This is a genomic window from Propionicimonas paludicola (assembly GCF_002563675.1).
Lineage (GTDB): Bacteria > Actinomycetota > Actinomycetes > Propionibacteriales > Propionibacteriaceae > Propionicimonas > Propionicimonas paludicola.
Window position 1 is genome coordinate 2192495 of sequence record NZ_PDJC01000001.1, and the last position, 21129, is coordinate 2213623.

23 protein-coding genes are annotated in these 21129 nt (G+C 68.5%); 8 read left to right on the plus strand and 15 right to left on the minus strand.

What is annotated here, in order from left to right; translation table 11 throughout:
* Window positions 1-60: 60 nt before the first annotated feature.
* Genes ATK74_RS10205 through glmS form a run of 8 tightly spaced genes read right to left on the minus strand, consistent with a single transcriptional unit; the run spans window position 61 to window position 7311 of the window.
* Window positions 61-540, minus strand: a complete 480-nt coding sequence (locus tag ATK74_RS10205) for an NUDIX hydrolase (RefSeq protein WP_098460925.1) — start codon at window positions 538-540, stop codon at window positions 61-63.
* On the minus strand, window positions 540-1583 hold the full coding sequence (gene tsaD / locus ATK74_RS10210) for a tRNA (adenosine(37)-N6)-threonylcarbamoyltransferase complex transferase subunit TsaD (RefSeq protein WP_098460926.1): 1044 nt from the start codon (window positions 1581-1583) through the stop codon (window positions 540-542). The genes ATK74_RS10205 and tsaD overlap by 1 nt, the downstream gene beginning before the upstream one ends.
* Window positions 1580-2050: a ribosomal protein S18-alanine N-acetyltransferase gene (gene rimI / locus ATK74_RS10215; protein ID WP_098460927.1), complete on the minus strand. Its 471-nt coding sequence runs from the start codon at window positions 2048-2050 to the stop codon at window positions 1580-1582. Before rimI ends, tsaD begins: the two co-directional genes overlap by 4 nt.
* Window positions 2047-2700 carry a tRNA (adenosine(37)-N6)-threonylcarbamoyltransferase complex dimerization subunit type 1 TsaB gene (gene tsaB / locus ATK74_RS10220; protein ID WP_098460928.1) on the minus strand — a complete coding sequence of 218 codons (654 nt, stop codon included), beginning with the start codon at window positions 2698-2700 and terminating at the stop codon, window positions 2047-2049. The genes rimI and tsaB overlap by 4 nt, the downstream gene beginning before the upstream one ends.
* Window positions 2697-3653, minus strand: coding sequence for a tRNA (adenosine(37)-N6)-threonylcarbamoyltransferase complex ATPase subunit type 1 TsaE (gene tsaE, locus ATK74_RS10225; protein WP_098460929.1), 957 nt, complete (start codon window positions 3651-3653; stop codon window positions 2697-2699). The genes tsaB and tsaE overlap by 4 nt, the downstream gene beginning before the upstream one ends.
* A gap of 60 nt (window positions 3654-3713) precedes the next feature.
* The gene (locus tag ATK74_RS10230) at window positions 3714-5120 is read right to left on the minus strand and encodes a bifunctional ADP-dependent NAD(P)H-hydrate dehydratase/NAD(P)H-hydrate epimerase (RefSeq protein WP_211283348.1); all 1407 of its coding nucleotides are present in this window, start codon (window positions 5118-5120) and stop codon (window positions 3714-3716) included.
* Window positions 5120-5470, minus strand: coding sequence for a holo-ACP synthase (locus tag ATK74_RS10235; RefSeq protein ID WP_098460930.1), 351 nt, complete (start codon window positions 5468-5470; stop codon window positions 5120-5122). Before ATK74_RS10235 ends, ATK74_RS10230 begins: the two co-directional genes overlap by 1 nt.
* The gene (gene glmS, locus ATK74_RS10240) at window positions 5467-7311 is read right to left on the minus strand and encodes a glutamine--fructose-6-phosphate transaminase (isomerizing) (RefSeq protein WP_098460931.1); all 1845 of its coding nucleotides are present in this window, start codon (window positions 7309-7311) and stop codon (window positions 5467-5469) included. Before glmS ends, ATK74_RS10235 begins: the two co-directional genes overlap by 4 nt.
* A gap of 63 nt (window positions 7312-7374) precedes the next feature.
* On the opposite strand from glmS, the gene coaA reads away from it, so the two are divergent.
* Entirely contained in the window at window positions 7375-8352 is a 978-nt protein-coding gene (coaA, locus tag ATK74_RS10245; RefSeq protein ID WP_098460932.1) for a type I pantothenate kinase, read from the plus strand.
* Window position 8353: 1 nt separating this feature from the next.
* Entirely contained in the window at window positions 8354-8761 is a 408-nt protein-coding gene (locus ATK74_RS10250) for a GNAT family acetyltransferase (RefSeq protein WP_098460933.1), read from the plus strand.
* A 23-nt stretch (window positions 8762-8784) separates the two neighbouring features.
* On the opposite strand, the gene glmM is transcribed toward ATK74_RS10250, so the two are convergent.
* Genes glmM through rplM form a run of 3 tightly spaced genes read right to left on the minus strand, consistent with a single transcriptional unit; the run spans window position 8785 to window position 11127 of the window.
* Window positions 8785-10140 carry a phosphoglucosamine mutase gene (gene glmM / locus ATK74_RS10255; protein ID WP_098460934.1) on the minus strand — a complete coding sequence of 452 codons (1356 nt, stop codon included), beginning with the start codon at window positions 10138-10140 and terminating at the stop codon, window positions 8785-8787.
* A gap of 13 nt (window positions 10141-10153) precedes the next feature.
* A complete protein-coding gene (rpsI, locus tag ATK74_RS10260; protein ID WP_098460935.1) occupies window positions 10154-10669 on the minus strand; it encodes a 30S ribosomal protein S9 in 516 nt (171 codons plus the stop codon).
* A 14-nt stretch (window positions 10670-10683) separates the two neighbouring features.
* Window positions 10684-11127, minus strand: coding sequence for a 50S ribosomal protein L13 (rplM, locus tag ATK74_RS10265; RefSeq protein WP_098460936.1), 444 nt, complete (start codon window positions 11125-11127; stop codon window positions 10684-10686).
* Window positions 11128-11390: 263 nt separating this feature from the next.
* On the opposite strand from rplM, the gene ATK74_RS10270 reads away from it, so the two are divergent.
* From ATK74_RS10270 to ATK74_RS10280, 3 genes are all read left to right on the plus strand, one after another.
* Window positions 11391-12671 carry a citrate synthase gene (locus tag ATK74_RS10270; protein ID WP_098460937.1) on the plus strand — a complete coding sequence of 427 codons (1281 nt, stop codon included), beginning with the start codon at window positions 11391-11393 and terminating at the stop codon, window positions 12669-12671.
* 64 nt (window positions 12672-12735) lie between these two features.
* Complete coding sequence (locus tag ATK74_RS10275) at window positions 12736-14814, plus strand: elongation factor G-like protein EF-G2 (protein WP_211283349.1); 2079 nt, start codon at window positions 12736-12738, stop codon at window positions 14812-14814.
* A gap of 395 nt (window positions 14815-15209) precedes the next feature.
* Window positions 15210-15914: a DsbA family oxidoreductase gene (locus ATK74_RS10280; RefSeq protein WP_098460938.1), complete on the plus strand. Its 705-nt coding sequence runs from the start codon at window positions 15210-15212 to the stop codon at window positions 15912-15914.
* Window positions 15915-15954: 40 nt separating this feature from the next.
* Here ATK74_RS10280 and ATK74_RS10285 read toward each other — a convergent pair whose 3' ends face one another.
* The 4 genes from ATK74_RS10285 to ATK74_RS10300 form a co-directional block, all read right to left on the minus strand.
* Window positions 15955-16563: a MarC family protein gene (locus tag ATK74_RS10285; protein ID WP_098460939.1), complete on the minus strand. Its 609-nt coding sequence runs from the start codon at window positions 16561-16563 to the stop codon at window positions 15955-15957.
* Between the two features lie 504 nt (window positions 16564-17067).
* Window positions 17068-17706 carry an ABC-2 transporter permease gene (locus tag ATK74_RS10290; RefSeq protein WP_169923814.1) on the minus strand — a complete coding sequence of 213 codons (639 nt, stop codon included), beginning with the start codon at window positions 17704-17706 and terminating at the stop codon, window positions 17068-17070.
* Window positions 17703-18557 carry an ABC transporter ATP-binding protein gene (locus ATK74_RS10295; RefSeq protein ID WP_098460941.1) on the minus strand — a complete coding sequence of 285 codons (855 nt, stop codon included), beginning with the start codon at window positions 18555-18557 and terminating at the stop codon, window positions 17703-17705. The genes ATK74_RS10290 and ATK74_RS10295 overlap by 4 nt, the downstream gene beginning before the upstream one ends.
* Window positions 18554-18937 (minus strand): GntR family transcriptional regulator, encoded by a 384-nt coding sequence (locus ATK74_RS10300; RefSeq protein ID WP_098460942.1) that lies wholly within the window; start codon window positions 18935-18937, stop codon window positions 18554-18556. The genes ATK74_RS10295 and ATK74_RS10300 overlap by 4 nt, the downstream gene beginning before the upstream one ends.
* A 74-nt stretch (window positions 18938-19011) precedes the next feature.
* Between ATK74_RS10300 and trmB the strand changes: the two genes are divergently transcribed.
* From trmB to ATK74_RS10315, 3 genes are read left to right on the plus strand one after another with little or no spacing between them, the layout of a single operon-like run.
* Window positions 19012-19716, plus strand: a complete 705-nt coding sequence (trmB, locus tag ATK74_RS10305) for a tRNA (guanosine(46)-N7)-methyltransferase TrmB (protein WP_098460943.1) — start codon at window positions 19012-19014, stop codon at window positions 19714-19716.
* Window positions 19713-20522, plus strand: a complete 810-nt coding sequence (truA, locus tag ATK74_RS10310) for a tRNA pseudouridine(38-40) synthase TruA (RefSeq protein WP_098460944.1) — start codon at window positions 19713-19715, stop codon at window positions 20520-20522. The genes trmB and truA overlap by 4 nt, the downstream gene beginning before the upstream one ends.
* Window positions 20522-21118: a class I SAM-dependent methyltransferase gene (locus ATK74_RS10315; protein WP_098460945.1), complete on the plus strand. Its 597-nt coding sequence runs from the start codon at window positions 20522-20524 to the stop codon at window positions 21116-21118. Before truA ends, ATK74_RS10315 begins: the two co-directional genes overlap by 1 nt.
* Window positions 21119-21129 lie beyond the last annotated feature (11 nt).

The following is a 21129-nucleotide window of genomic DNA, read 5'->3' on the forward strand; positions in this document are numbered from 1 at the left end:
GGTGGCCGGCCGCAGAATTTGCCAGCCTTCGCCGCGGATAGCCGCACTACTGCCGAGCGGTCAGGGACGGGCGCAGCTCCAGGAGACCGGCTCGCCGCCGGCATAGGGCATCACACCGTGGAAAGCCGGGCCGTCGTCGAAGACCATCGACAGCCAGTAGCGGTCCCCCGGCCACATCGGCAGAGCGTCGAGCTCGTCGATCCGGTGCCAGGCCAGCGGGCCGTCCTCGTTGCGCTCGGGGAGCTCGCCGGTGAAGGAGTCCACCACGAAGATGAAGCCGAGCCAGTCCTCGCCGTCCGGGCCGAAGCCAGGCCACGACACCGTGCCGCGCAGCCGGGCGGAGGTGACCTCGATCCCGGCCTCCTCGCGCAGTTCGCGGCACAGGCAGGTGTAGACGTCCTCGTCGGGCTCAAGTTTGCCGCCCAGTCCGTTCCACTTTCCGGCATGGACGTCGCCGTCCCGGCTGCGATGGACGAGCAGCACCCGCTGGCCGTCGTCGCTGAGTAGGTAGCCCAGGGTGCCGACGATCGGGGTGTACATCAGGCCACGACGGTGCCGACCGGCATCCCGGAGTCGGCGCCGATGTCCAGAGAGCTCGGACGCCGTCCGGCAGCCACCACCTCGGCACCGAGCACCGCGATCATGGCTCCGTTGTCGGTGCACAGCCCCGGACGCGGCCGGCGCAAGGTGATACCGGCCGCAGCCGTCCGCTCCTCGAGCAGGCCGCGCAACCGCGAGTTCGCGGCCACACCCCCGCCGAGCAGGATGGTGTCCACTCCGAGGTAGTCGCAGGCGTCCACGGCTTTGGCGGTCAGCACGTCGGCCACCGCCTCCTGGAAGGACGCGGCCACATCGGCCATCGGCACCTCCTGGCCGTCGCGGCGACGGGTCTCCACCCAACGCGAGACCGCAGTCTTCAGCCCCGAGAACGAGTAGTCGAAGCGGTGGTTGACCAGGTCCTTTTGCGCAGTCAGGCCACGCGGAAAGGCGATCGCCTTCGGGTTACCCTCGGCGGCCAGCTTGTCGATCACCGGGCCACCGGGATAGCCCAGGCCGAGCAGCCGGGACACCTTGTCGTAGGCCTCGCCGGCGGCGTCGTCGATGGTGGCACCGAGTTCGGTAATGTCCCCGGTGATGTCACGGACGTGCAGCAACGAGGTGTGCCCGCCGGAGACCAGCAGGGCCGCGCAGGGCATCGGCAGCGGGCCGTGGTCGAGCAGATCGACCGCCACATGGCCGACCAGGTGGTTGAGCCCGTACAACGGCTTGTTCAGAGCCACGGCCAGCGCCTTGGCGGCGGCGAGGCCGACCACCAGGGCGCCCATCAGGCCCGGTCCGGAGGTCACCGCGATGGCGTCCACCTCGGACAGGTCGATGCCAGCATTGGCCTGGGCGCGCTGCAGCGCCGGGACGATCGCCTGCAGGTGGGCGCGGCTGGCCACCTCGGGCACCACTCCGCCGAATCGGACGTGCTCCTCGACCGAGGAGGCCACCTCGTTGGCCAACAGTTCGTGGCCGCGGACGATGCCGACCCCGGTCTCATCACAGGAGGACTCGATGCCCAGCACCAAGGGACCACTCATGCGCTCTCCACCCTCCATCGGTCTTCGCTGCCGACCCCACGCTGCATCACCAGGGCATCGTGGCCCTGGCCGTAGTAGTCGCGGCGCACGCTGATCTCCTCGAACCCCAGCCGGCGATACAGGCCCACGGCCGAGTGGTTGTCCGGACGCACCTCGAGCAGCATCCGGCGAGCGCCAACCGCGGCCGCCCAATCCAGTCCGGCGTGGACCAGCGAGGCGCCGATCCCCCGGCCCCGCACCTCGGGATGGACGACCACCCGGAACAGATCGGCCATGTCGTCGGCCACACCGAAGCTGGCCACGCCGATCACCTTGGCGTGAGCGTCCAGCCGGGTGATCACCCAGCGGTCACCGGCCAACTCATCGGCCCAGGCTTGCTTCGACCAGCGCTCGAACTCGGCGAAACCGGCCTCTTCGAGGTCGCAGATCGCGTCCAGATCGGCGTCGGTGGCGTGCGAGATGATCATTTCGTCCGGTTCACCGCCAGTCGCGGCTGCAGCAGCGTGGACTTCAGTCGGGTCGGCACCTCGGCGTCCGGGCGGCGCAGGTACAGCGGCTCCAGCCCGGCATCGGGCAGGTCGAGAGCGGCCAGCAGCCCGGCGTTGATCGTGTCCGGGCCGGCCACCTCATCGGCGACCAGATGTGCGCCGGGGCCACCCAGCGGCAGCGCGGGCAGTTCGGTGGGAGCACTTACCGCGGGGCCGTCCACGCGGCGTCCGGTGCGGTCGTAGCGGGCCCAGTAGACCTCCTTGCGCCGCGCATCGCTGGCGATCAGGAACTCGGCCGGAGCGTCGCCGCGGCGCGCCCACTCGGCGGCCACCACGTCCAGGCTGCACACGCCGCGGACTGGCAGGCCCAGGGCGGCGGCCAGAGTGTGACCGGCAGCCACCCCGACCCGAAGCCCGGTGAACGGGCCCGGGCCGATCCCGACCACGACCTCGGTGAGGTCGTTCACGGCATGGCCGGCCTCGGCCAGTACCTGCTGCACCAGCAGCATCAGTTGCTCGGCGTGGGCCCGGGTGTCGGCGACAGCGGCCGAGGCCACCACCGCTCCGTCCGCGGCCAACCCGACCCGGACGTCGGTGGCGGTGTCGATGCCCAGAACCAGTGAACTCATAGCGCCTCCAAGAGGGGACGGACGGCAGTCCACCGCTCGCCGATCGGGGTCAGGAAGATCCATCGGGTCTCGTCCTCGGGGTCCAGGCTGCGCCGGATGTCGATTTCCAGCCGGTCGTCGGCCAGCCCTTCGGCGATCCCGGTGCCCCACTCGACCAGGGTGACCGCGTCGGCGGCCGAGGCGTCCAGATCCAGGTCATAGAGCTCGGCCGGCGAGCCGAGCCGGTAGGCGTCCACGTGGACCAGGGCCGGGCCGTCGGCCAGCGGCCGATGCACCCGGGAGAGCACGAAGGTCGGCGAGATCACCGCACCGGCCACGTTGAGCCCGGCCCCGATCCCCTGGGTCAGAGTGGTCTTGCCGGCTCCCAGATCGCCGGCCGCGATGATTAGGTCACCGGCTCGGAGCAGTCCGGCCAGCCGGTGCCCGAGATCTTGGGTCTCCTCCGCGGTCCGGGCCATCACGCACACCGGAAGTTCACGGGTCAGCTGCAGCGCGGTCCCCTGCCGAGACGTCTCGACGAACCCGTGCCGCTGCCACCAGGCCACCACCTGCGGGAACTCGGCCCGGGCCACCAGCCCGACCCGATGGACGCCGCGCAACGCCAGCGACTCCAGCACGACGGCGATCATGGCCGAGGCGATCCCCAGCCGCTGAAAGACCGGACGCACCGAGACCCGGTGGATCCCGGAGGCATCACCATCGAAGCTGACGATCACCACACCGGCCGGCTCGTCGTCGACCAGAGCCAACACACCGAAGCCGTCGGTCAGGGCGGATGCGACCGACTCCGGAGTCTCGGCCAGGGCCGGTGGCGGCGGATCGATCACCGGGCGATTGCCGAAGGCGTCCAGGATCACGTCGCTCAGCACTTGCGCATTCCAGGCTTCGGCCGTCACGATCTGCAAGGCGCGACCGTCGCCGAGCAGACTCTCGGCGAGCAAGGTGCGTTGCATCCAGGTTCCTCCCCGCCGGGCGATCGCCGGGCGAACCCTACGATTCTAAGCCAACTCCGCTCACGGCTCGGCATCCAGCAGCGCGGAGATCACCGTGGGCAGCGTTCCGGCCAACTGCTGCGGGGGCACGGGCCCAGGGGTGGCCCGGGCGGCCAGCGCCTGGATCGAGGCGGCCAGGACGGCCGCGGTAGCGGTGCGGACGCCGGCGCCCAGCAGGGTGCCGGCGATTCCGGCCAGGACGTCCCCCGAGCCGGCCTGCGCGGTCCAGGACGGGCCGGGCACGGCCAGCTGGACGGTGTGCACACCGGGAGCGGCCACGTACTGGGTGGCGCCCTTGAGCAGCACCGTGCAGCCGGTACGTTCGGCCGCCTGCCGGACCGCAGCCAGCGGGTCAGTGGTCACCGCCGATCGCTCCACCCCGAGCAGGAAGGCCAGCTCACCGGCGTGCGGGGTGAGCAGCGCTGTCGGCCGGCCGGCCCCGGGCAGCTGGCGCAGCGCATCCGCATCGATGACCAGCGGCACTCCGGCGGCCATCAGCTTGGCCACGGTCTTGGTGTCCTTGCGCTGGCCCCAGCCCGACCCGATCACCAGCGCCTGCACCCGTCCTTGGGCGGCGACCACATTCGGGAACGCGTCCAGCACTCGATTGATCACCGGCAGCGGTCCGAGGTGGCGCACCATGCCCGCTCCGGAGTAGACCGCTCCGGCCGCGCTGAGCAGCGCCGCACCCGGGTAGTCCGGGGAACCGGTGTCGAGCCCGACCACGCCGCGGGAGTACTTGTCCGAGTCGCTGGACGGCACCGGCCAGGCCGCGGCCACATCGGCCGGCTGCCACTGGTACACCTCGGGCTCGGACAGGTCCAGCCCGATGTCGATCAGCTCGATCTCGCCGCAGGCCGAGCGACCCGGCTCGGTCAGCTGGCACAGCTTGTAGCCGCCGAAAGTGACGGTGAGCGCCGCAGTGAAGTGCGGGGCTTCGACGAACGGCGGCTCCGGGGCCACCCCGGACGGCAGGTCGACGGCCACCACCCGAACTCCGGAGGCCCGGCAGGACTCGGCGAAGTCGGCCACCGGCTGGTCCAGGCCGGGTCGGGAACCGATCCCGGCCACCGCATCGACAACGACATCCCAGCCCTGCAGGTCGGCCAGCGCCTGGTCCCGGCCCACCTCGCGGCCGCCGGCGGCCAGGAAGGCGTCCCAGCCGGCCTGATGCACCTTCGCGCCGGTCCGCCAGGCTCGGACGACCACGCCGCGACGAGCCAGCCGGACGCCGGCCCACAGCGCGTCCCCGCCGTTGTTTCCGGAACCGACCACCAGCAGCACTCGGGATCCGTAGGCCCCGTCCAGTCGGCGCAGGATGGCCGCAGCCAACCCGGCGGCGGCGCGCTGCATGAGGACGTCCGGGTCGAGGAGCTCGAAGACGTGCGCCTCGGCGGCCCGGATCTGCTCGACCAGGTAGCCGTCCATCAGGACTCGCAGACCACCATGGCGGCCGCTACTCCGGCGTCGTGAGTGATCGAGACGAAGACCCTGGTCACGCCGAGTTCGGCGAGTCGGGCGGCGACCGTCCCGTAGGTGGTGATGTAGGGCTGGCCGCACTCGTCGGCCAGCACCTCGACGTCGGTCCAAACCAGGCCCTTGGGCGCGCCGATGGCCTTGGCGATCGCCTCCTTGGCGGCGAAGCGGCCGGCCAGACGCTCCTTGGGGGCACCGATCAGCTCGGCCGGGGTGAACAGCCGCTCCAGGACGCCCTTGCGCTCGATGGCCCGGGAGAACCGGAACACCTCGGTGAGATCCAGACCGATGCCGACGATCATTCGACGGTCACGCTCTTGGCCAGGTTGCGAGGCTGATCGACGTCGTAGCCCTTCAGCGTCGCCACCTCACAGGCGAACATCTGCAGCGGGACGGCGGCCAACAGCGGCTGCAGCAGGGTGGACACCTTCGGCAAGCTGAACAGCACATCGGCGTAGGCGCCGACCTCGGGATCGCCGGCCTCGGCCACCACTACGGTGAACGCGCCACGGGCCCGGACTTCCTGAATGTTCGAGATGACCTTGTCGTGCAACTGGTCACGACCCTGCGGCGGCACCACCACGAACACCGGGACGCCCTGATCGACCAGCGCGATCGGGCCGTGCTTGAGCTCGCCGGCCGGGAAACCCTCGGCGTGCAGGTAGGCGATCTCTTTCAGCTTCAGCGCGCCCTCCAGGGCCACCGGGTAGCCGACGTGCCGACCCAGGAATAGCACCGACTCGGTGTCCACCAGCCGCGCGGCCAACTCCCGGATCGCGTCGAGCGAATCCAGCACCTGCTGGATCAGTGGCGGGGTGGCCGCCAACTCCTCCATCACCTTGGCGATCTCGTCGTCGTACATGGTGCCGCGCACCTGCGCCAAATACAGCCCCAGCAGGTAGCAGGCCGCCACCTGGGTCAGGAAGCCCTTGGTCGAGGCCACCCCGATTTCGGGGCCGGCGTGGGTGTAAAGCACAGCATCGGACTCACGCGGAATGGTTGCGCCATTGGTATTGCAGATGGCTATCACCTTGGCCCCCTGCTCCCGGGCGTGCCGGATCGCCATCAAAGTGTCAGCGGTTTCGCCGGACTGGGAGATCGTCACCACCAGAGTGGAGCCGTCGATGATCGGGTCCCGGTACCGGAACTCAGAGGCGATCTCCACCTCACAGGCAACCCGGGTCCAGTGCTCGATTGCGTACTTGGCCACCAGGCCGGCGTAGTAGGCGCTGCCACAGGCCACGATGATGATCTTGTCGATCCGGCGCAGTTCGTCCTCACCGATGTGCAGCTCGTCGAGCTGCAGCGCACCCGCGGCCGTGTAGCGGCCCAGCAGGGTGTCGGCCACGGCCTTCGGCTGCTCGAAGATCTCCTTGCGCATGAACCAGTCGTAGCCGCCCTTCTCGGCTGCCGAGAGGTCCCAGGTCACCTCGAACGGCTTGGTCGGTGCCGGATGGCCCTCGAAGTCGGTCACCACGATCGAATCGGCATGCACGTCGACGACCTGATCTTGGCCCAGCTCGATGGCGTGCCGGGTGAACTCGATGAAGGCCGACACATCGGAGGCCACGAAGTTCTCGCCCTCACCCACGCCCACCATGAGCGGTGAATTGCGCCGGGCCGCGACCACCCGACCGGGATCCGCGGCGTCCACGGCGACCAGAGTGAAGGCACCCTCCAGCCGCCGGCACACCCGGCGCATGGCCTCAGCCAGGTCCGCCCCGGCGGCCACCTCACGGCCCAGCAGGGCCGCCGCGGCTTCGGTGTCGGTCTCGGAGACGAAGACCTCTCCCTGGGCGGCCAGCTCGGATCGCAGCGAGGCGAAGTTCTCGATGATCCCGTTATGGACCAGGGCCACCCGTCCGGCACCACCCAGATGTGGGTGTGCGTTCTGATCGGTGGGCCCACCGTGGGTCGCCCACCGGGAGTGGCCGATCCCGGTACCGGAGACCGGCAGCGGACGCTCTGCCAGCTCGGCGTCGAGGTTCGAGATCTTCCCGGCCTTCTTGCGCCACTGGATGGCGCCGCCGTCCAGCACGGCAATCCCGGCCGAGTCGTACCCGCGGTACTCCATCCGGCGTAGCCCGGAAATCACTACCCCACGAGCGTCCCGAGGCCCGACATATCCGATAATCCCGCACATAGGCGTCACTGTACCGGCGAGTCCGGCAGACTAGGACAACTGGCCCTACAGGAGTCGGAGGCGATGACAGGCACAGTGGACGAGGCCGAACAGGCCCCGGAAGACAACCCCTACGGGCCCTATCTGACCCTGGACCGACGGCACTGGGCGGCACTGGCCGCCACCCGTCCGGCCGACCTGGACGAGGGGACCCTGGAACGGCTGCGCGGTATCGGCGACCCCACCGACGCCTCCGAAGTGCGTGAGGTCTACCTGCCGCTGACCGAGCTGATCAGCCTGTACACCGAACGGACCGGCGACCTGTTCTCGGCCAGCCACGAGTTCCTCGGGCTGTCCGGACAGCGCACTCCATTCGTGATCGGTGTGGCCGGATCGGTGGCCGTCGGCAAGTCCACCACCTCCCGGTTGCTGGCCGAACTGCTGCGTCGGATGCCCGGCGCCCCTCGAGTCGACCTGGTCACCACCGACGGCTTCCTCTATCCGAATGACACCCTGGCCGAACTCGGCCTGCTTGAGCGCAAGGGCTACCCGGAGTCGTACAACCGGCGGGCGCTCCTGCAGTTCGTGATGGACGTGAAGTCCGGCGCCCCGGAAGTGACTGCGCCGGTCTACTCTCACTTCGCTTACGACATCCTTCCGGACGAGCGGATCACCGTCTCTCACCCGGACATCTTGATCATCGAAGGCCTCAACGTCCTGCAGCCGGCTCGCCGCCGCTCCGACGGCACCACCGGGTTGGCGGTCAGCGACTTCTTCGACTTCTCGGTGTTCGTCGACGCGGCGTCCACCGATGTGCGCAACTGGTACGTGAACCGCTTCCTGCACCTGCGCCAGACTGCGTTCCAGGATCCAGACTCCTATTTCGCTCGCTACGGCGCGCTCAGCGAGCCGGACGCCATCGAGACCGCCAAGGGGATCTGGGACGCCATCAACGGGCCCAATCTCGAGCTGAACATCCGTCCCACCCGAGGCCGGGCCACCGCTATTCTTCGAAAAGGCCCCAACCACCAGGTGAGTTGGGTGCGCATCCGAAAGGTGTGAGGTGATCGAGGCACTGGGTAGCGCCGACGCCACCGCGGCAGTTGCACTGTGGGAAGAGGCCGATCTCAACCGGCCCTGGAACGACGCCGGCTCCGATTTCCGCAGAGCCCTGGAGTCCCCTTCTTCGACTGTTCTCGGCATCCGTGATGGCGGACGCCTGGTCGGTACCGCCATGGTCGGCTGGGACGGGCACCGCGGCTGGGTCTACTACCTGGCCGTGGCCGGATCACACCGCGGGCGTGGCCTCGGCCGCGAGCTGATGGCCGCGGCGGAGCACTGGCTGAAAGAGGTCGGCGCGCCGAAGATCCAGTTCATGGTGCGCACCGAGAACGACGCCGTGTTGTCCTTCTACGACCACCTGGGCTACATCCCGCAGTACTGCGTGGTGCTGGGCCGCCGCCTCGACTGAGGCCCGGCAGGCAGCCAACCGGCTCAGAGGCTGAGCCGCTCCTTGACCACTCCGGCCAGCAGCTCGGCGACTTCGCGCGCCCGCTCTTCGGTTTCGGCCTCGACCATCACCCGGACCAGCGGCTCGGTACCCGAGGGACGCAGCAGCACCCGTCCGGAATCACCGAGCGCCTTGATCTGCGCGGAGACCGCCGAGTTCACCACCGGGTCGATGCCGGCCCAGGCCTTGTTCACGTTGGAGACGTTGATCATCACCTGCGGAAGCCGGGTGACCACACCTGCCAGGTCACACAGCGGACGCTCGGTCCGGGCCAGCTGCGCGGCCAGATGCAGCGCGGTCAGCACCCCGTCCCCGGTGGTGGCGTGCTCGCTCATGATCACGTGACCGGACTGCTCGCCGCCCAGGGTGAAGCCGTTGGCGTTCATGGCCTCCAGGACGTAGCGGTCGCCGACCTTGGTCTGATCGACCTGGATCCCCGCGGCACGCATGGCCTTCAGGAAGCCGAGGTTGCTCATCACCGTGGCTACCACGGTGTCGGAGTGCAGCGTCTTGGCAGCCTGCATAGCCAGGGCCAGCACGGCCAGGATCTGATCGCCATCAACGACCTCACCGCGGTGATCGACGGCCAGGCAGCGGTCGGCGTCGCCGTCCAGCCCGATTCCGAGGTCGGCGCCGTGTTCGACGACGGCGGCCTGCAGCGGGCTGAGGTGAGTAGAGCCGCAGTTGTCGTTGATGTTCAGCCCGTCCGGGCTGGCGTGCAGCGGGATCACCTCGGCGCCCTGGGCGTCGAATGCCGCCAGAGCAGTCAGGTGCGCAGCGCCGTTGGCACAGTCGATGACGACCTTCAGGCCCTCCAGGCTGGAGTCGGTGCCCAGGCTGGCCACCAAGTGAGCGATGTAGGCCTCGATGGCGCCGCGGTCATCGGTGACCCGGCCCACGTCGGAGCCGATCGGACGATCCCAGTGCTCGCCCATCCGCTGCTCGATCATGTCCTCGATGGCGTCGTCGAGTTTGACCCCGCCACGAGCGAAGAACTTGATCCCGTTGTCGGGCATCGGATTGTGGCTGGCCGACAGCATGACGCCGAGATCGGCACCCATGGCGCCGACCAAGTAGGCCACCCCAGGGGTCGGGATCACGCCGAGTCGGACCACGTCCACACCGGCAGAGGCCAAACCGGCCACCACGGCAGCCTCCAGAAACTCCCCAGAGGCTCGGGTGTCGCGTCCGACCAAGGCGAAGGGACGATGCCCTGCCCCGAAGACGCCAGCCTCGGCCAGCACATGAGCGGCCGCAATGGACAACTCCAGCGCGATCTCTGCGGTCAGATCCAGGTTCGCGGTGCCGCGAACCCCATCCGTTCCGAACAGTCGAGCCATCGCCCGACCCGGATCAGCGCTTGCTGTACTGAGGAGCCTTGCGGGCCTTCTTCAGACCGGCCTTCTTGCGCTCCTTGACCCGCGCATCGCGAGTGAGCAGACCGGCCTTCTTCAGAGCCGGACGGCTGGCCTCGACGTCCACGGCGTTCAGCGCGCGGGCGATGCCAAGACGCAGCGCACCGGCCTGGCCGGTGACGCCGCCACCGACGATGGTCGCGATGACGTCGTACGAGCCGACGACCGCAGCGGTCACGAAGGGCTCGTTGACGGTCTGCTGGTGCAGCTTGTTCGGGAAGTAGTCCTCCAGCGAACGGCCGTTGATCGAGAACTTGCCGTCACCGGGGACGATCCGCACTCGGGCGATGGCCTCCTTGCGGCGGCCGGTGGCGCCAGCAGCGGCGATCACAGCCGGACGTCCGCCCGGCTGCGGGGCGCTGGCCTGGGCCTCAGCGCGGTAAGCGATCTCACGATCGTCCTCAACGAAGGGGACGACCTCGTCGGCCACGGTCTCTTCGACAGTCTCGGTCACGTTGGTTCCTCGGCTCACTGAGCGATCTGGGTGATCTGGTACGGCTGCGGCTTCTGCGCAGCGTGGGGGTGCTCCGGGCCGGCGTAGACCTTGAGCTTGCTGATCAGCTGACGGCTGAGCTTGTTCTTCGGCAGCATGCCCCAGACGGCGCGCTCAACAGCCTTGCGCGGGTCGTTGGCCAGCAGCTCGCCGTAGGGAACCGACTTCAGGCCGCCCGGACGTCCGGAGTGCCGGATGGCCAGCTTGTCGTGGGCCTTCTTGCCAGTCAGGGCGATCTTGGAAGCATTGACCACGATCACGAAATCACCGGCGTCGACATGCGGGGCGAACTGCGGCTTGTGCTTGCCGCGCAGTAGGGTCGCCGCGGTGACGGCCAGCCGGCCGAGGACGACATCCTCAGCATCAATCACAAGCCAGGCCCTGGTGATCTCACCAGGCTTGGGGCTGTACGTAGACACGGGTCTGTGACCTGCTTCCATAAGTTGTATCGCTTCGTATCGTGCGGGGTCGACCGGTGAGGGCAGACCGCAGCGCAACAGCGCCTAAGGCTACCCTGGACGATCGAGGGGGTCAAAACCGAGCCAGCCGCAGCCGAGCCATGAGCCCGGGCGGCGCCGGTAGTCGTCCCGTACGTCCAGCCGATACCAGGCACCCTGCCCTAGATCCAGCATCCAAGCAAGATGACACCTGACCGTAACGGTTACCTCCTATGGTGAAACCCATGGCACACACTCTCCAGATCCGTTACCCCGCCACGGGGGTCGAGGCTGACCTGGCGATTACCGAGGCCACGATCAAGGCACCAGAGCTGCGCAAAGTCATCGTCGACGGCCAGCCCTTGGCAACCTTCGACCCCGGCTTCGTCAACACCGCGGTCTGTCACTCTTCGATCACCTACATCGACGGCGAGGCCGGCGTCCTGGAGTACCGCGGCTACCCGATCGCGGACCTGGCCGAGCACTCCACCTATCTCGAGGTTGCCTACCTGCTGTTGCACGGCGAGCTGCCCAACGCCGCCCAGCTCGCGCAGTGGGAGCTCGAGGTCACCGAACACCGGATGCTGCCCGACAAGCTGAAGACGGTGCTGGCCGGGTTCCCCTACGACGCCCACCCGATGACCATCCTGATGGCGTCGGTCGCCGCATTCTTCTCGTTCTACCCGGACGCCCAGAACTTCGACGATCCGGACGCGCGCTACCTGAACATCACCCGACTGATCGCCAAGATGCCCACGCTGGCCGCCTTCGCCTATCGCAAGGGCAAGGCCAAGCCGTACATCAATCCCGACGATTCCTATGGCTATTGCCACAACTTCCTGCAGATGCTGTTCAAGCAGAACGAACGGCGCTATCACGCCGACCCGCGGCTGATTCGCGCCATGGAAGTGCTGTTCATCCTGCACGCCGACCACGAGCAGAACTGCTCGACCAATGCGGTGCGTTCGGTGGCCAGCTCCGGAAACGATCTGTTCACCTCCTGCTCGGCCGGAATCGGCGCCCTGCACGGGCCGCTGCACGGCGGCGCGAACGAGGCAGTTTTGAAGATGCTTCGCGAGATCGGCAGCGTCGATCGGGTTCCGGAGTTCATCGAAGGCGTGAAGGCCGGCAAGACCCGAATGATGGGCTTCGGCCACCGGGTCTACAAGAACTACGATCCGCGGGCGAAAATCATCAAGAAGAGCGTCGAGGACGTGTTCGAGGTGACCGGAGTCAACCCATTGCTGCGGGTGGCCCTGGAACTGGAGAAGCACGGCCTGGAGGACGACTACTTCGTCTCCCGGCGGCTCTACCCGAACGTCGACTTCTATTCGGGCCTGATCTACGAGGCGCTGGGCTTCCCGCCGGAGATGTTCACCGTGCTGTTCGCGGTCCCCCGGACCTCCGGTTGGGCCGCCCAATACCAGGAGTTCATCACCGACTCCGAGCAGAAGATCGTCCGGCCCAAGCAGATCTACACCGGCTATCAGACCCGCAGCTACGTGCCCATGGAGGCGCGCGACTGAGGGCGTCCGGGGCAATCCGGAAAAGTGCTTGCGGGGGCTAGAACCGAGTAGTTAGGTAGTCCCCATGAGTTCAAAGATGAGCGCTGCCTCGCTGCAGGTGTCCAGTCCCGACGACGTCCGCAACGTAGTCCTGATCGGAAACGCCGGATCGGGAAAGACCTCTTTGTTCGAGCAGTTGCTCAAGTCCCGCCTGGTCGGTTACCGCGGCGAGAAGGAGGATGCCGAGCGCGCCGCCCAGCTCTACCTGGCCAGCCTGGTCACCGGCGACGTCCTGGTGAACCTGCTGGACGCCCCCGGCCACCCCGACTTCGTCGGCGAACTGCGGGCCGGGATTCGGGCCGCGGACGCCGCCATCTTCGTGATTTCCGCTGCCGACGGCATCGACGGTGCCGCCCAGGCGCTGTGGGAGGAATGCACGGCGGCGAACCTGCCCCGGATCATCGCCTTGACCAAGCTGGACGCCGGCCACGCCGACTTCGACGCCTCGGTGGCCGAGGCGCAGGCCAAGTTCGGCGAAGGCGTCCTGCCCACCCACGTGCCGACCCTGTCGGCACCGGGCGTGATCGCCGGCAACATCGGCCTGCTCAGCCTCGAGGAGCATGACTACTCCAGCGGAGAGGTGGTCAACCGCAAGCTCACCTCCGACGACTCCCATGTGGAGACCTGGCGCGGCCCGCTGATCGAGGCGATCATCCAGGAGGCCGAGGACGACTCGCTGATGGACCGCTACCTCAGCGGGGAGGAGTTGGACACCGAGTACCTGCTGGACGATCTGCGCAAGGCGGTTGCCACCGCGAACCTGTACCCAGTGCTGCCGGTGGCCTCGAACACCGGCGTCGGTGTCGAGGAGTTGCTGCGACTGATCGAGCACGGCTTCCCCACCCCGTCCCTGCACCCGAACCCGTCGGCCACCACCCCGGCCGGTGCCGAGCTGCCGGTGCCGCCGACCGACCCGTCCGCCCCGCTGGTGGCGCAGGTGATCCGGACCACCACCGACCCGTTCGCCGGACGGCTGTCGATGGTCCGGGTGTTCTCCGGCACCTTGAAGGCGGAGGAACTGGTGCATATCAGCGGTCACCACGCGTCCGCTGATGACGCGCACCCCGACCACGACAACGAGGAGCGGATCGGCCTGATCCAGGCCGCGGTCGGCACCGAACTGAAGCCCCGCAACACCGCCATCGCCGGTGAGATCGTGATGGTGCCCAAACTGACCACCGCCGAGACCGGTGACACCATCTCAGCCAAGGACCACCCGGCCCTGGTGGAGCCGTGGGCACTGCCCGAGCCGCTGCTGCCGCTGGCGATCCGGGCGGCCACCCGCAATGACGAGGACAAGCTGTCCGGAGCGCTGCAGCGGCTGGCCGTCGAGGACACCACCGTCCGGCTGGATCGCGGCGGCTCTGACCAACTGGTGCTGTGGACCACCGGCCAGGCGCACGCCGATCTGCTGCTGGCCCGGCTGGTCGATCGCTACGGGGTCAAGGTCGAGCAGGAGGATCTGAAGATCCCGCTGCGGGAGACCTTCATCGCCAAGCTCACCGCGCTCGGCCGGCACGTGAAGCAGTCCGGTGGCCACGGCCAGTACGCGGTCTGCAACCTGGAGATCGAGCCCCTGCCCCGCGGCGGCGGCTTCGAGTTCGTCGACAAGGTGGTCGGTGGCGCAGTGCCCCGGCAGTTCATTCCTTCGGTGGAGAAGGGCGTCCGGACGCAGCTGGAGAAGGGCGTGCTGGCCGGCTTCCCGATGGTGGACGTCCGAGTGACGTTGTTCGACGGCAAGTCGCACTCGGTGGACTCCTCGGACATGGCCTTCCAGCTGGCCGGCTCGCTGGCCATGAAGGAGGCGGCCAACCCGAAGACGGTCGCCCTGCTGGAGCCGCTGGATCTGGTCACCGTGATCGTCGGCGAGGAGTACCTGGGCGCGGTGATGAACGACCTGACCGGACGCCGCGGCCAGCTGCTCGGTACCGACTCCGAGGGCCACAAGGCGATCATCCGGGCGCTGGTGCCGCAACTGGAACTGGCCCGCTACGCGATCGACCTGCGCGGCATCGCGCACGGTTCGGGCTCGTTCAGCCGCGAGTTCCACGGCTACGAGCTGCTGCCGTCCAACCTGACCGAGAAGTTCGCCAAGTCCAACTGAGTTTCCGGTGCCGTCCCTGCTCTAGGGGGCGGGGACGGCACCCCCGGGAGTCACCCAGGGCCGAGGGGCGCAGGGACGGTTCCGCTTGTCCCCGGCCGGCCTCAGCTCATGCCACCTTCAGCCTCCGCCAGCCCCGGGCCCCCGACGTCAGCCCATGCAGGCCCTGGCGCGGGTCTTGTTACCGAATGACGCCCGAGCACGGCGTCGGCGGCGCCAGCCGCGGAGTTCGTTACCGAAAAGGGCTCACCTCGGTCCTCTTTCGGTAACAAGACCCGCAGTACACCCGCCGGTCCCCACTCGAGCCCGTCATAACGCAACAAACTCCGCGTTCTGCGCCTGACACGAGGCCGGACGACGCCGGGAATCCCTGGCGGGTTGCGCGCGTTGCAGGCGGCGTGAAGATTGAGATCTGGTCAGATATCGCCTGCCCGTGGTGCTACATCGGGCTCTCCCGGTTCCAGCAAGCCCTGGACGGCTTCGAACACCGCGATCAGGTGACGGTTCAGCTGCGTTCGTTCCAGCTCGACCCGACCCTGCCCGAGTCGTACGAGGGCAGCGAGGCCGAATATCTGGCTTCAAGCAAGGGGTTGGACCTCGGCCGGGCGTCCGCCATGATCAGCCAGGTGGCTGCCGTCGGTGCCGCCGATGGCCTGCCGTTCGACTTCGATGCGCTGTCGGTGGCCAACTCCCGGCGCGCTCACCGGCTGCTGCACTTGGCTCAGCGCCAGGACCCGTCCGGCGCGACCACCTGGGCGCTGAAGAAGGCGCTGTTCACCGCGCACTTCGCCGAGGGTCGCTCGATCTGGGACGAGTCCGTGCTGCGCGATCTGGCCGCATCGGTTGGGCTGACCGAACTCGGTGACCTCGACTCCGATCAGGTGGACGCCGAGGTCGAGGCCGACATCGTCCAGGCCGGACGGCTTGGCATCCACGCCGTTCCGACCTTCGTCTTCGCTGACAAGTACGGAGTCTCCGGGGCGCAGCCGGTCGAGGCGTTTGCCGAGGCCATCGAGCAGGTGTGGCACGAACTGAACCCGACGCCGCTGATCACCCTGGCCACAGGGTCGGACAACCCGTCCTGCGGGATCGACGGCTGCTGAGCCGGAGGCACTCGCCGGGAGTTGAGCCGCCCGCTGGAGGTCAGTGGGCGGCGATGAAGCCGAAGATTCCGTCCGCCATCATCTGAGCAGCGATCGCACTCAGCAGCAGGCCGGCGATCCGCGAGGCCAGCACCGTGCCGCCTTCGCGGAGCACTGAACGGATCCGCTCGGCGAACCGCAGGAACAGCCAGACCAGGAACATCACCACGACCAGGGCCAGACCCACGGTCACGTAGCCGGCCAGCCCGGGCGCCTTCTGGACGGCCAACATGCTGGCGGCGATCGCACCGGGCCCCGCCATCAGCGGAGTGCCCAGCGGCACGATGGCGACGTTCACGTTGTCGTGCAACACCGGATCCTCGCCGTGACCCATCAGCAGCTCGAGGGCGATCAGCAAGAGCAGCAGTCCGCCGGAGACCTGCATGGCCGGCACCGACACCTGGAGGTAGTCCAGGATCTGCCGCCCGAACAGGGCGAACAGCGCGATCACACCGAAGGCAACAGCGGACGCCTTGTCGCCGGCGCGCTTGCGCTGCTCGAGGGTGAACGAGTTAGTCAGGCCCAGGAACACCGGCAGCAGACCGGGCGGGTCGACGATGACGAACAGCGTCACCGCGGTGGTCAGAAACAAGTTGAGGTCGAAGACCATCCCGCCAGCCTAGATCCGAGCCATCGCCCGCGGCCAATCTCCGGCACCCGTCCACCTTTGACGCGCCAGAGGTGTCGGCCTAGGCGGATCGCCCGACAGCCGTATCCCTGAGCCCACGGCCCGCCGCTCGCACCCAACCCCAATCCGACCACGGAGGCCGAGAATGATCCGCCCAGGTCGATGCCGAGCCAGCACGTGGAGCCAGGAAGAGTCGGCCCGGGCGGATCGTTCGAAAGCCGTATCCCTTGACCCCAAGCACCGCCCAACCGCACCCACACACCCCACCCGACCACGCAGTCCGAGAACGACCCGCCCAGGTCGATGTCGACCCAGCACTCGGGAGCAGGAAGAGTCGGCCCGGGCGGATCGTTCGAAAGCCGTATCCCTTGACCCCAAGCCCTGCGCAACGGAACGCACTCGCCCAGCCCGACCACGGAGGCCGAGAACGATCCGCCCAGGTCGACGCCAACCCGCAAGGTGGGACGAAGCAGAAGCCGTCCGGAGTCAGCCGGAGAGCCGCGCAGTGCGCACCGAGACGAAGTAGGAGGCGACCAGGAGCCCGGCCGCCACCAGCCAGCCAAACCAGGACGGGAGCGCCGCCCAACCCAGGAAGAAGCCCTCAAGGAACTTCGGAGCGACCGCACCGGCGAACCCGATCACGGCAGCTACCAGCAGCAGCGGCAGATAGGCGAACATTCGCGAGCTGGTGTAGCCGTAGCGGTACATCACCGGCAGCTGGATGCCGACCAGCACCGCGTAGAGGAGCGCCGCCAGCGGCAGCAGCATGGCCCAGGCCTGGGGTTCATCGGTCGTGCCGCGCAACCCACCCATCAGGCCCAATGCCGCGAAGGCCGCAGTCAGGCCGACCCAGATGCCGGTGGTCACGAGGTACCTCGAGAGAATCAGGGTCGGTCGGTCCACCGGCAGCGAGGCGTACATGGTCTCCAGCCGACTCTTCTCCGACGCCGCGAACGGGTAGCTGGCCAGCGGTGCGGCATAGATGGCCGCGATGATCAGGCCATTACTCCCCCAACCGGTGAAGAACCCGAAGATCAACATGGCCACCACGAACGCGCCGAGTTGCCGGACGTAGGGACGAAGCACCCACAGGTCGAGCCGCATCGCGGCACTGAGCCCGGTCATGCCACCACCTCCTTGCTGGCCAGGTGCACCACGATCTGATCCAGACTGGGCCGCTCCACCACAGCCCCCGAGCCGAGCAACCCGACCTCGGCGGACGGCACCAGCGCCTCCGCGGTGGTCGGGCTGCGGCGCAGCCCATGGCATTCGATGATCGCGGGGTCGATGCCGTCCGGGCCGGTGCGGACCAGCCGGTAGGCATCCCGGAGATCGTCGGTGGCGCCGCTGAACCAGACCCGTCCCTCATGCAGGAAGGTGATCTGGTCGGCCACCCGCTCCAGGTCGGAGGTGATGTGGGTGGAGAACAGCACGCTGTGCCGCTCCGATACCAGGAACTCCCCCAGGATCCCGGTCAGCTCATCGCGGGCCACCGGATCCAGCCCCGAGGTCGGCTCGTCCAGCACCAGCAGCCGAGCGCCGTGCGACAAGGCGATCGCCACCTGCAGCTTCATGCTCATCCCCCGGGACAGCTCCCCCACTCGCGCGGACGGGCTGAGCCCGAACCGCTTGAGCAGGTCGGCGTAGCCGTTGCGGTCCCAGGCTTGATAGAAGGGGGCCAGCGCCTGTTCGACCTGGGTCAGCCGCCACTGCTCGACCAGGCTGGCCTGATCCAGCACCACCCCGATCTGCTCGCGCAGCCCGGCCGGCGCCGGCAGCCGCTGGCCGAGCACCTCTACGGTGCCGGCGGCGGGAGTCAGCATCCCCAGGATCGTCCGGATGGTCGTGGTCTTGCCGGCCCCGTTCGGGCCGACCAGCCCCATGATGTAGCCCTCGGGAAGCTCCAGATCGACCTGCAGTTCGAAGCTGCCCCGCTGCACCCGGACGCCGTCCAGCCGCAGTGCGTAGTCGCTCATCGGTGCCCCTCCTCGACGAGAAGCGCATCCAGCATGGCGATCAGCTCGGCCCGATCCAGCCCGGCCAGCCGGGCGTGGTCGACGGCGTGCCCGAGGGCGGTCTCGATCTGGCGCAACAGCTGCTCACGGACCAGCTGAGAGTCGATCGGCAGCACATAGGCGCCCCGGCCCTGGACATTGGTGATGAAGCCGGACGCCTCCAGCTCGGAGTACGCCCGGCTGGTGGTGATCACGCTGATCCGCAGGTCGCGGGCCAGCCCGCGCACCGACGGCAGCTGGTCGCCGTCGGCCAGCTCGCCGGTCAGAATCGCCGCTTTGACCTGCTCGGCGATCTGCTCGTACAGCGGGCTTTCCGCGGTGTTCGAGATGACGACCCGCATCCAGGACTCCTTCTATCTGTGTATAGACACTATAGACAGTATGGACACCGAGGCGCCACTCTAGAATGGCCGCCATGTCCGAACGCATCCACCGCGACGTGGTCAGCTACGTCCGGCGCAGCGGACGGATGAACGCCGCCCAACAGCGCGCCTGGGACCTCTACCACGACGACTGGGTGGTCGAGCTGCCGGCCGGCGAGCGAGTGACCTCGATCGCCACCGATGCGCAGATCGACTGGGCCGGCGTCTTCGGACGCGAGGCCCCACTGCTGGTCGAGATCGGCTCGGGCACCGGGCACGCCGTCACCGCGCTGGCCGAGGCCCATCCGCATGCCAACGTGATCGCCTTCGAGGTGTACACCCCGGCCGTGGCGTCCACGCTGGGCCGGCTGGCCCGGCATGGGGTCAGCAACGTCCGGCTGGTGATCGCCGACGGAGCCCAGGCGCTGGCCACCGTCTTCGAGCCGGCCACGATCAGCGAGTTGTGGACCTTCTTCCCTGATCCCTGGCACAAGGTCCGGCACCACAAGCGACGCCTGGTCAGCCCGGAGTTCGCGGCCCTGGTCGGCTCCCGACTGGTTCCCGCCGGACGCTGGCGGCTGGCCACCGACTGGGCCGACTACGCCGAAGCAATGCGCGAGGTGTTGGACGCCGATGCCGGCCTGACTAACGAGCACGACGGCTGGGCGCCGCGGTGGGAACTGCGTCCGGTGACCAAGTACGAGCAGCGCGGACGCAGCGCGGGCCGCGAGATCTACGACCTGAGCTACCGGCGATGACCCGCTACCGCCTCGACATCAGCTACGACGGCACCGGCTTCCACGGCTGGGCCGGCCAGCCCGGCCTGCGCACCGTCCAGGGCGAACTCGAGACCTGGATCGGCCGAGTGCTTCGGCTGCCCACCCCACCCGAGCTGACCTGCGCCGGACGCACCGACGCCGGGGTCCACGCCCGCGGCCAGGTGGCTCACCTCGACCTCGACCTGCCCGATCCGGACGCCGTGGTCGCGACCCTTCAGCGCCGGCTGCGGGCCGCCCTGCCCGAGGATGTGACCGTCCGGCGAGTCTCGATCGCCCCGGACGGCTTCGACGCCCGATTCGCCGCGATCTGGCGGCACTACGTCTATCGACTCGCCGACGCCGACCTGGACCCGCTGGATCGCTTCACCACGGCCCGAGTCAAGCAGCCGCTCGACCTCGAGTTGCTGAACCGGGCCGCTCAGCCGCTGCTCGGCCTGCACGACTTCGTGGCCTTCTGCCGGTTCCGCGAAGGTGCCACCAGCGTCCGCGAGCTGCAGCAGTTGGCCGCCCACCGGCTCCCGGACGGACGGGTGGAGCTGCACGTCCGGGCCGACGCGTTCTGTCACTCGATGGTCCGCTCGCTGACCGGAGCCCTGGTCGAGGTGGCCACCGGACGGCGCAGCCCCGACTGGCTGGCCGGGCTGCTGGCCGCCGACCAGCGCAGCGGCGAAGTGCCGGTGATGCCCGCCCACGGCCTGGTCCTGGAGCAGGTCGGCTACCCCAGCGATGACGAGCTGGCCGCCCGAGTGAGCCAAGCCAAGGCCCGACGCAGCCTGGAGGACTGATGAGCCACTACTTCCACACCCCGACAACTCCGGAGCACCGTCGGCAGATCACTGCCCACTTCTGGGACACCGACTGGGAGTTCACCACCGCCGACGGCGTCTTCTCCTACGACAGCCTGGATCAGGGCACGGCGGTGCTGCTCCGCGAGGTGATCCCACCGACCGACGCCACTCGCGCCCTGGATCTGGGCTGCGGCTACGGCGTCTTGGCGATCGCGCTGGCCAGCGCCGTCCCCGGCGTCTCGGTGGACGCCGTGGACGTCAACGAACGGGCCCTGGCCCTGACCGCCGAGAATGCCCGCCATCACGAGGTCGCCGACCGGGTGCGTCCGCTGCTGCCTGATCAGGTCGATCCGGACGTCCGCTACGACGAGATCTGGTCGAACCCACCGATCCGGATCGGCAAGCAGGCCCTGCACGAGTTGCTGCTGACCTGGCTGCCCCGGCTGACTCCGGCCGGACGCGCCGTCTTGGTGGTCGGACGCAACCTCGGCGCCGACTCGCTGCAGGTCTGGCTCAACGACTCGGGCTTCGATTGTCAACGGATCGGCAGTGCGAAGGGCTTCCGCCTTCTGGAGGTTCGTCAGGCCGCCTAGAATTGGACTAG

Bases quoted from the DNA above. Each gene is read 5' to 3' on its own strand.
- ATK74_RS10275 (WP_211283349.1), top strand. From the start codon at position 12,736: ATGAGTTCAAAGATGAGCGCTGCCTCGCTGCAGGTGTCCAGTCCCGAC.
- trmB (WP_098460943.1), top strand. From the start codon at position 19,012: ATGTCCGAACGCATCCACCGCGACGTGGTCAGCTACGTCCGGCGCAGC.
- ATK74_RS10295 (WP_098460941.1), bottom strand. From the start codon at position 18,557: ATGAGCGACTACGCACTGCGGCTGGACGGCGTCCGGGTGCAGCGGGGC.
- ATK74_RS10270 (WP_098460937.1), top strand. From the start codon at position 11,391: ATGGCACACACTCTCCAGATCCGTTACCCCGCCACGGGGGTCGAGGCT.
- truA (WP_098460944.1), top strand. From the start codon at position 19,713: ATGACCCGCTACCGCCTCGACATCAGCTACGACGGCACCGGCTTCCAC.
- glmM (WP_098460934.1), bottom strand. From the start codon at position 10,140: ATGGCTCGACTGTTCGGAACGGATGGGGTTCGCGGCACCGCGAACCTG.
- ATK74_RS10230 (WP_211283348.1), bottom strand. From the start codon at position 5,120: ATGGACGGCTACCTGGTCGAGCAGATCCGGGCCGCCGAGGCGCACGTC.
- ATK74_RS10205 (WP_098460925.1), bottom strand. From the start codon at position 540: ATGTACACCCCGATCGTCGGCACCCTGGGCTACCTACTCAGCGACGAC.
- tsaE (WP_098460929.1), bottom strand. From the start codon at position 3,653: ATGCAACGCACCTTGCTCGCCGAGAGTCTGCTCGGCGACGGTCGCGCC.
- ATK74_RS10285 (WP_098460939.1), bottom strand. From the start codon at position 16,563: ATGGTCTTCGACCTCAACTTGTTTCTGACCACCGCGGTGACGCTGTTC.
- ATK74_RS10315 (WP_098460945.1), top strand. From the start codon at position 20,522: ATGAGCCACTACTTCCACACCCCGACAACTCCGGAGCACCGTCGGCAG.
- tsaD (WP_098460926.1), bottom strand. From the start codon at position 1,583: ATGAGTGGTCCCTTGGTGCTGGGCATCGAGTCCTCCTGTGATGAGACC.
- ATK74_RS10300 (WP_098460942.1), bottom strand. From the start codon at position 18,937: ATGCGGGTCGTCATCTCGAACACCGCGGAAAGCCCGCTGTACGAGCAG.
- tsaB (WP_098460928.1), bottom strand. From the start codon at position 2,700: ATGAGTTCACTGGTTCTGGGCATCGACACCGCCACCGACGTCCGGGTC.
- coaA (WP_098460932.1), top strand. From the start codon at position 7,375: ATGACAGGCACAGTGGACGAGGCCGAACAGGCCCCGGAAGACAACCCC.
- rimI (WP_098460927.1), bottom strand. From the start codon at position 2,050: ATGATCATCTCGCACGCCACCGACGCCGATCTGGACGCGATCTGCGAC.
- ATK74_RS10290 (WP_169923814.1), bottom strand. From the start codon at position 17,706: ATGACCGGGCTCAGTGCCGCGATGCGGCTCGACCTGTGGGTGCTTCGT.
- ATK74_RS10235 (WP_098460930.1), bottom strand. From the start codon at position 5,470: ATGATCGTCGGCATCGGTCTGGATCTCACCGAGGTGTTCCGGTTCTCC.
- glmS (WP_098460931.1), bottom strand. From the start codon at position 7,311: ATGTGCGGGATTATCGGATATGTCGGGCCTCGGGACGCTCGTGGGGTA.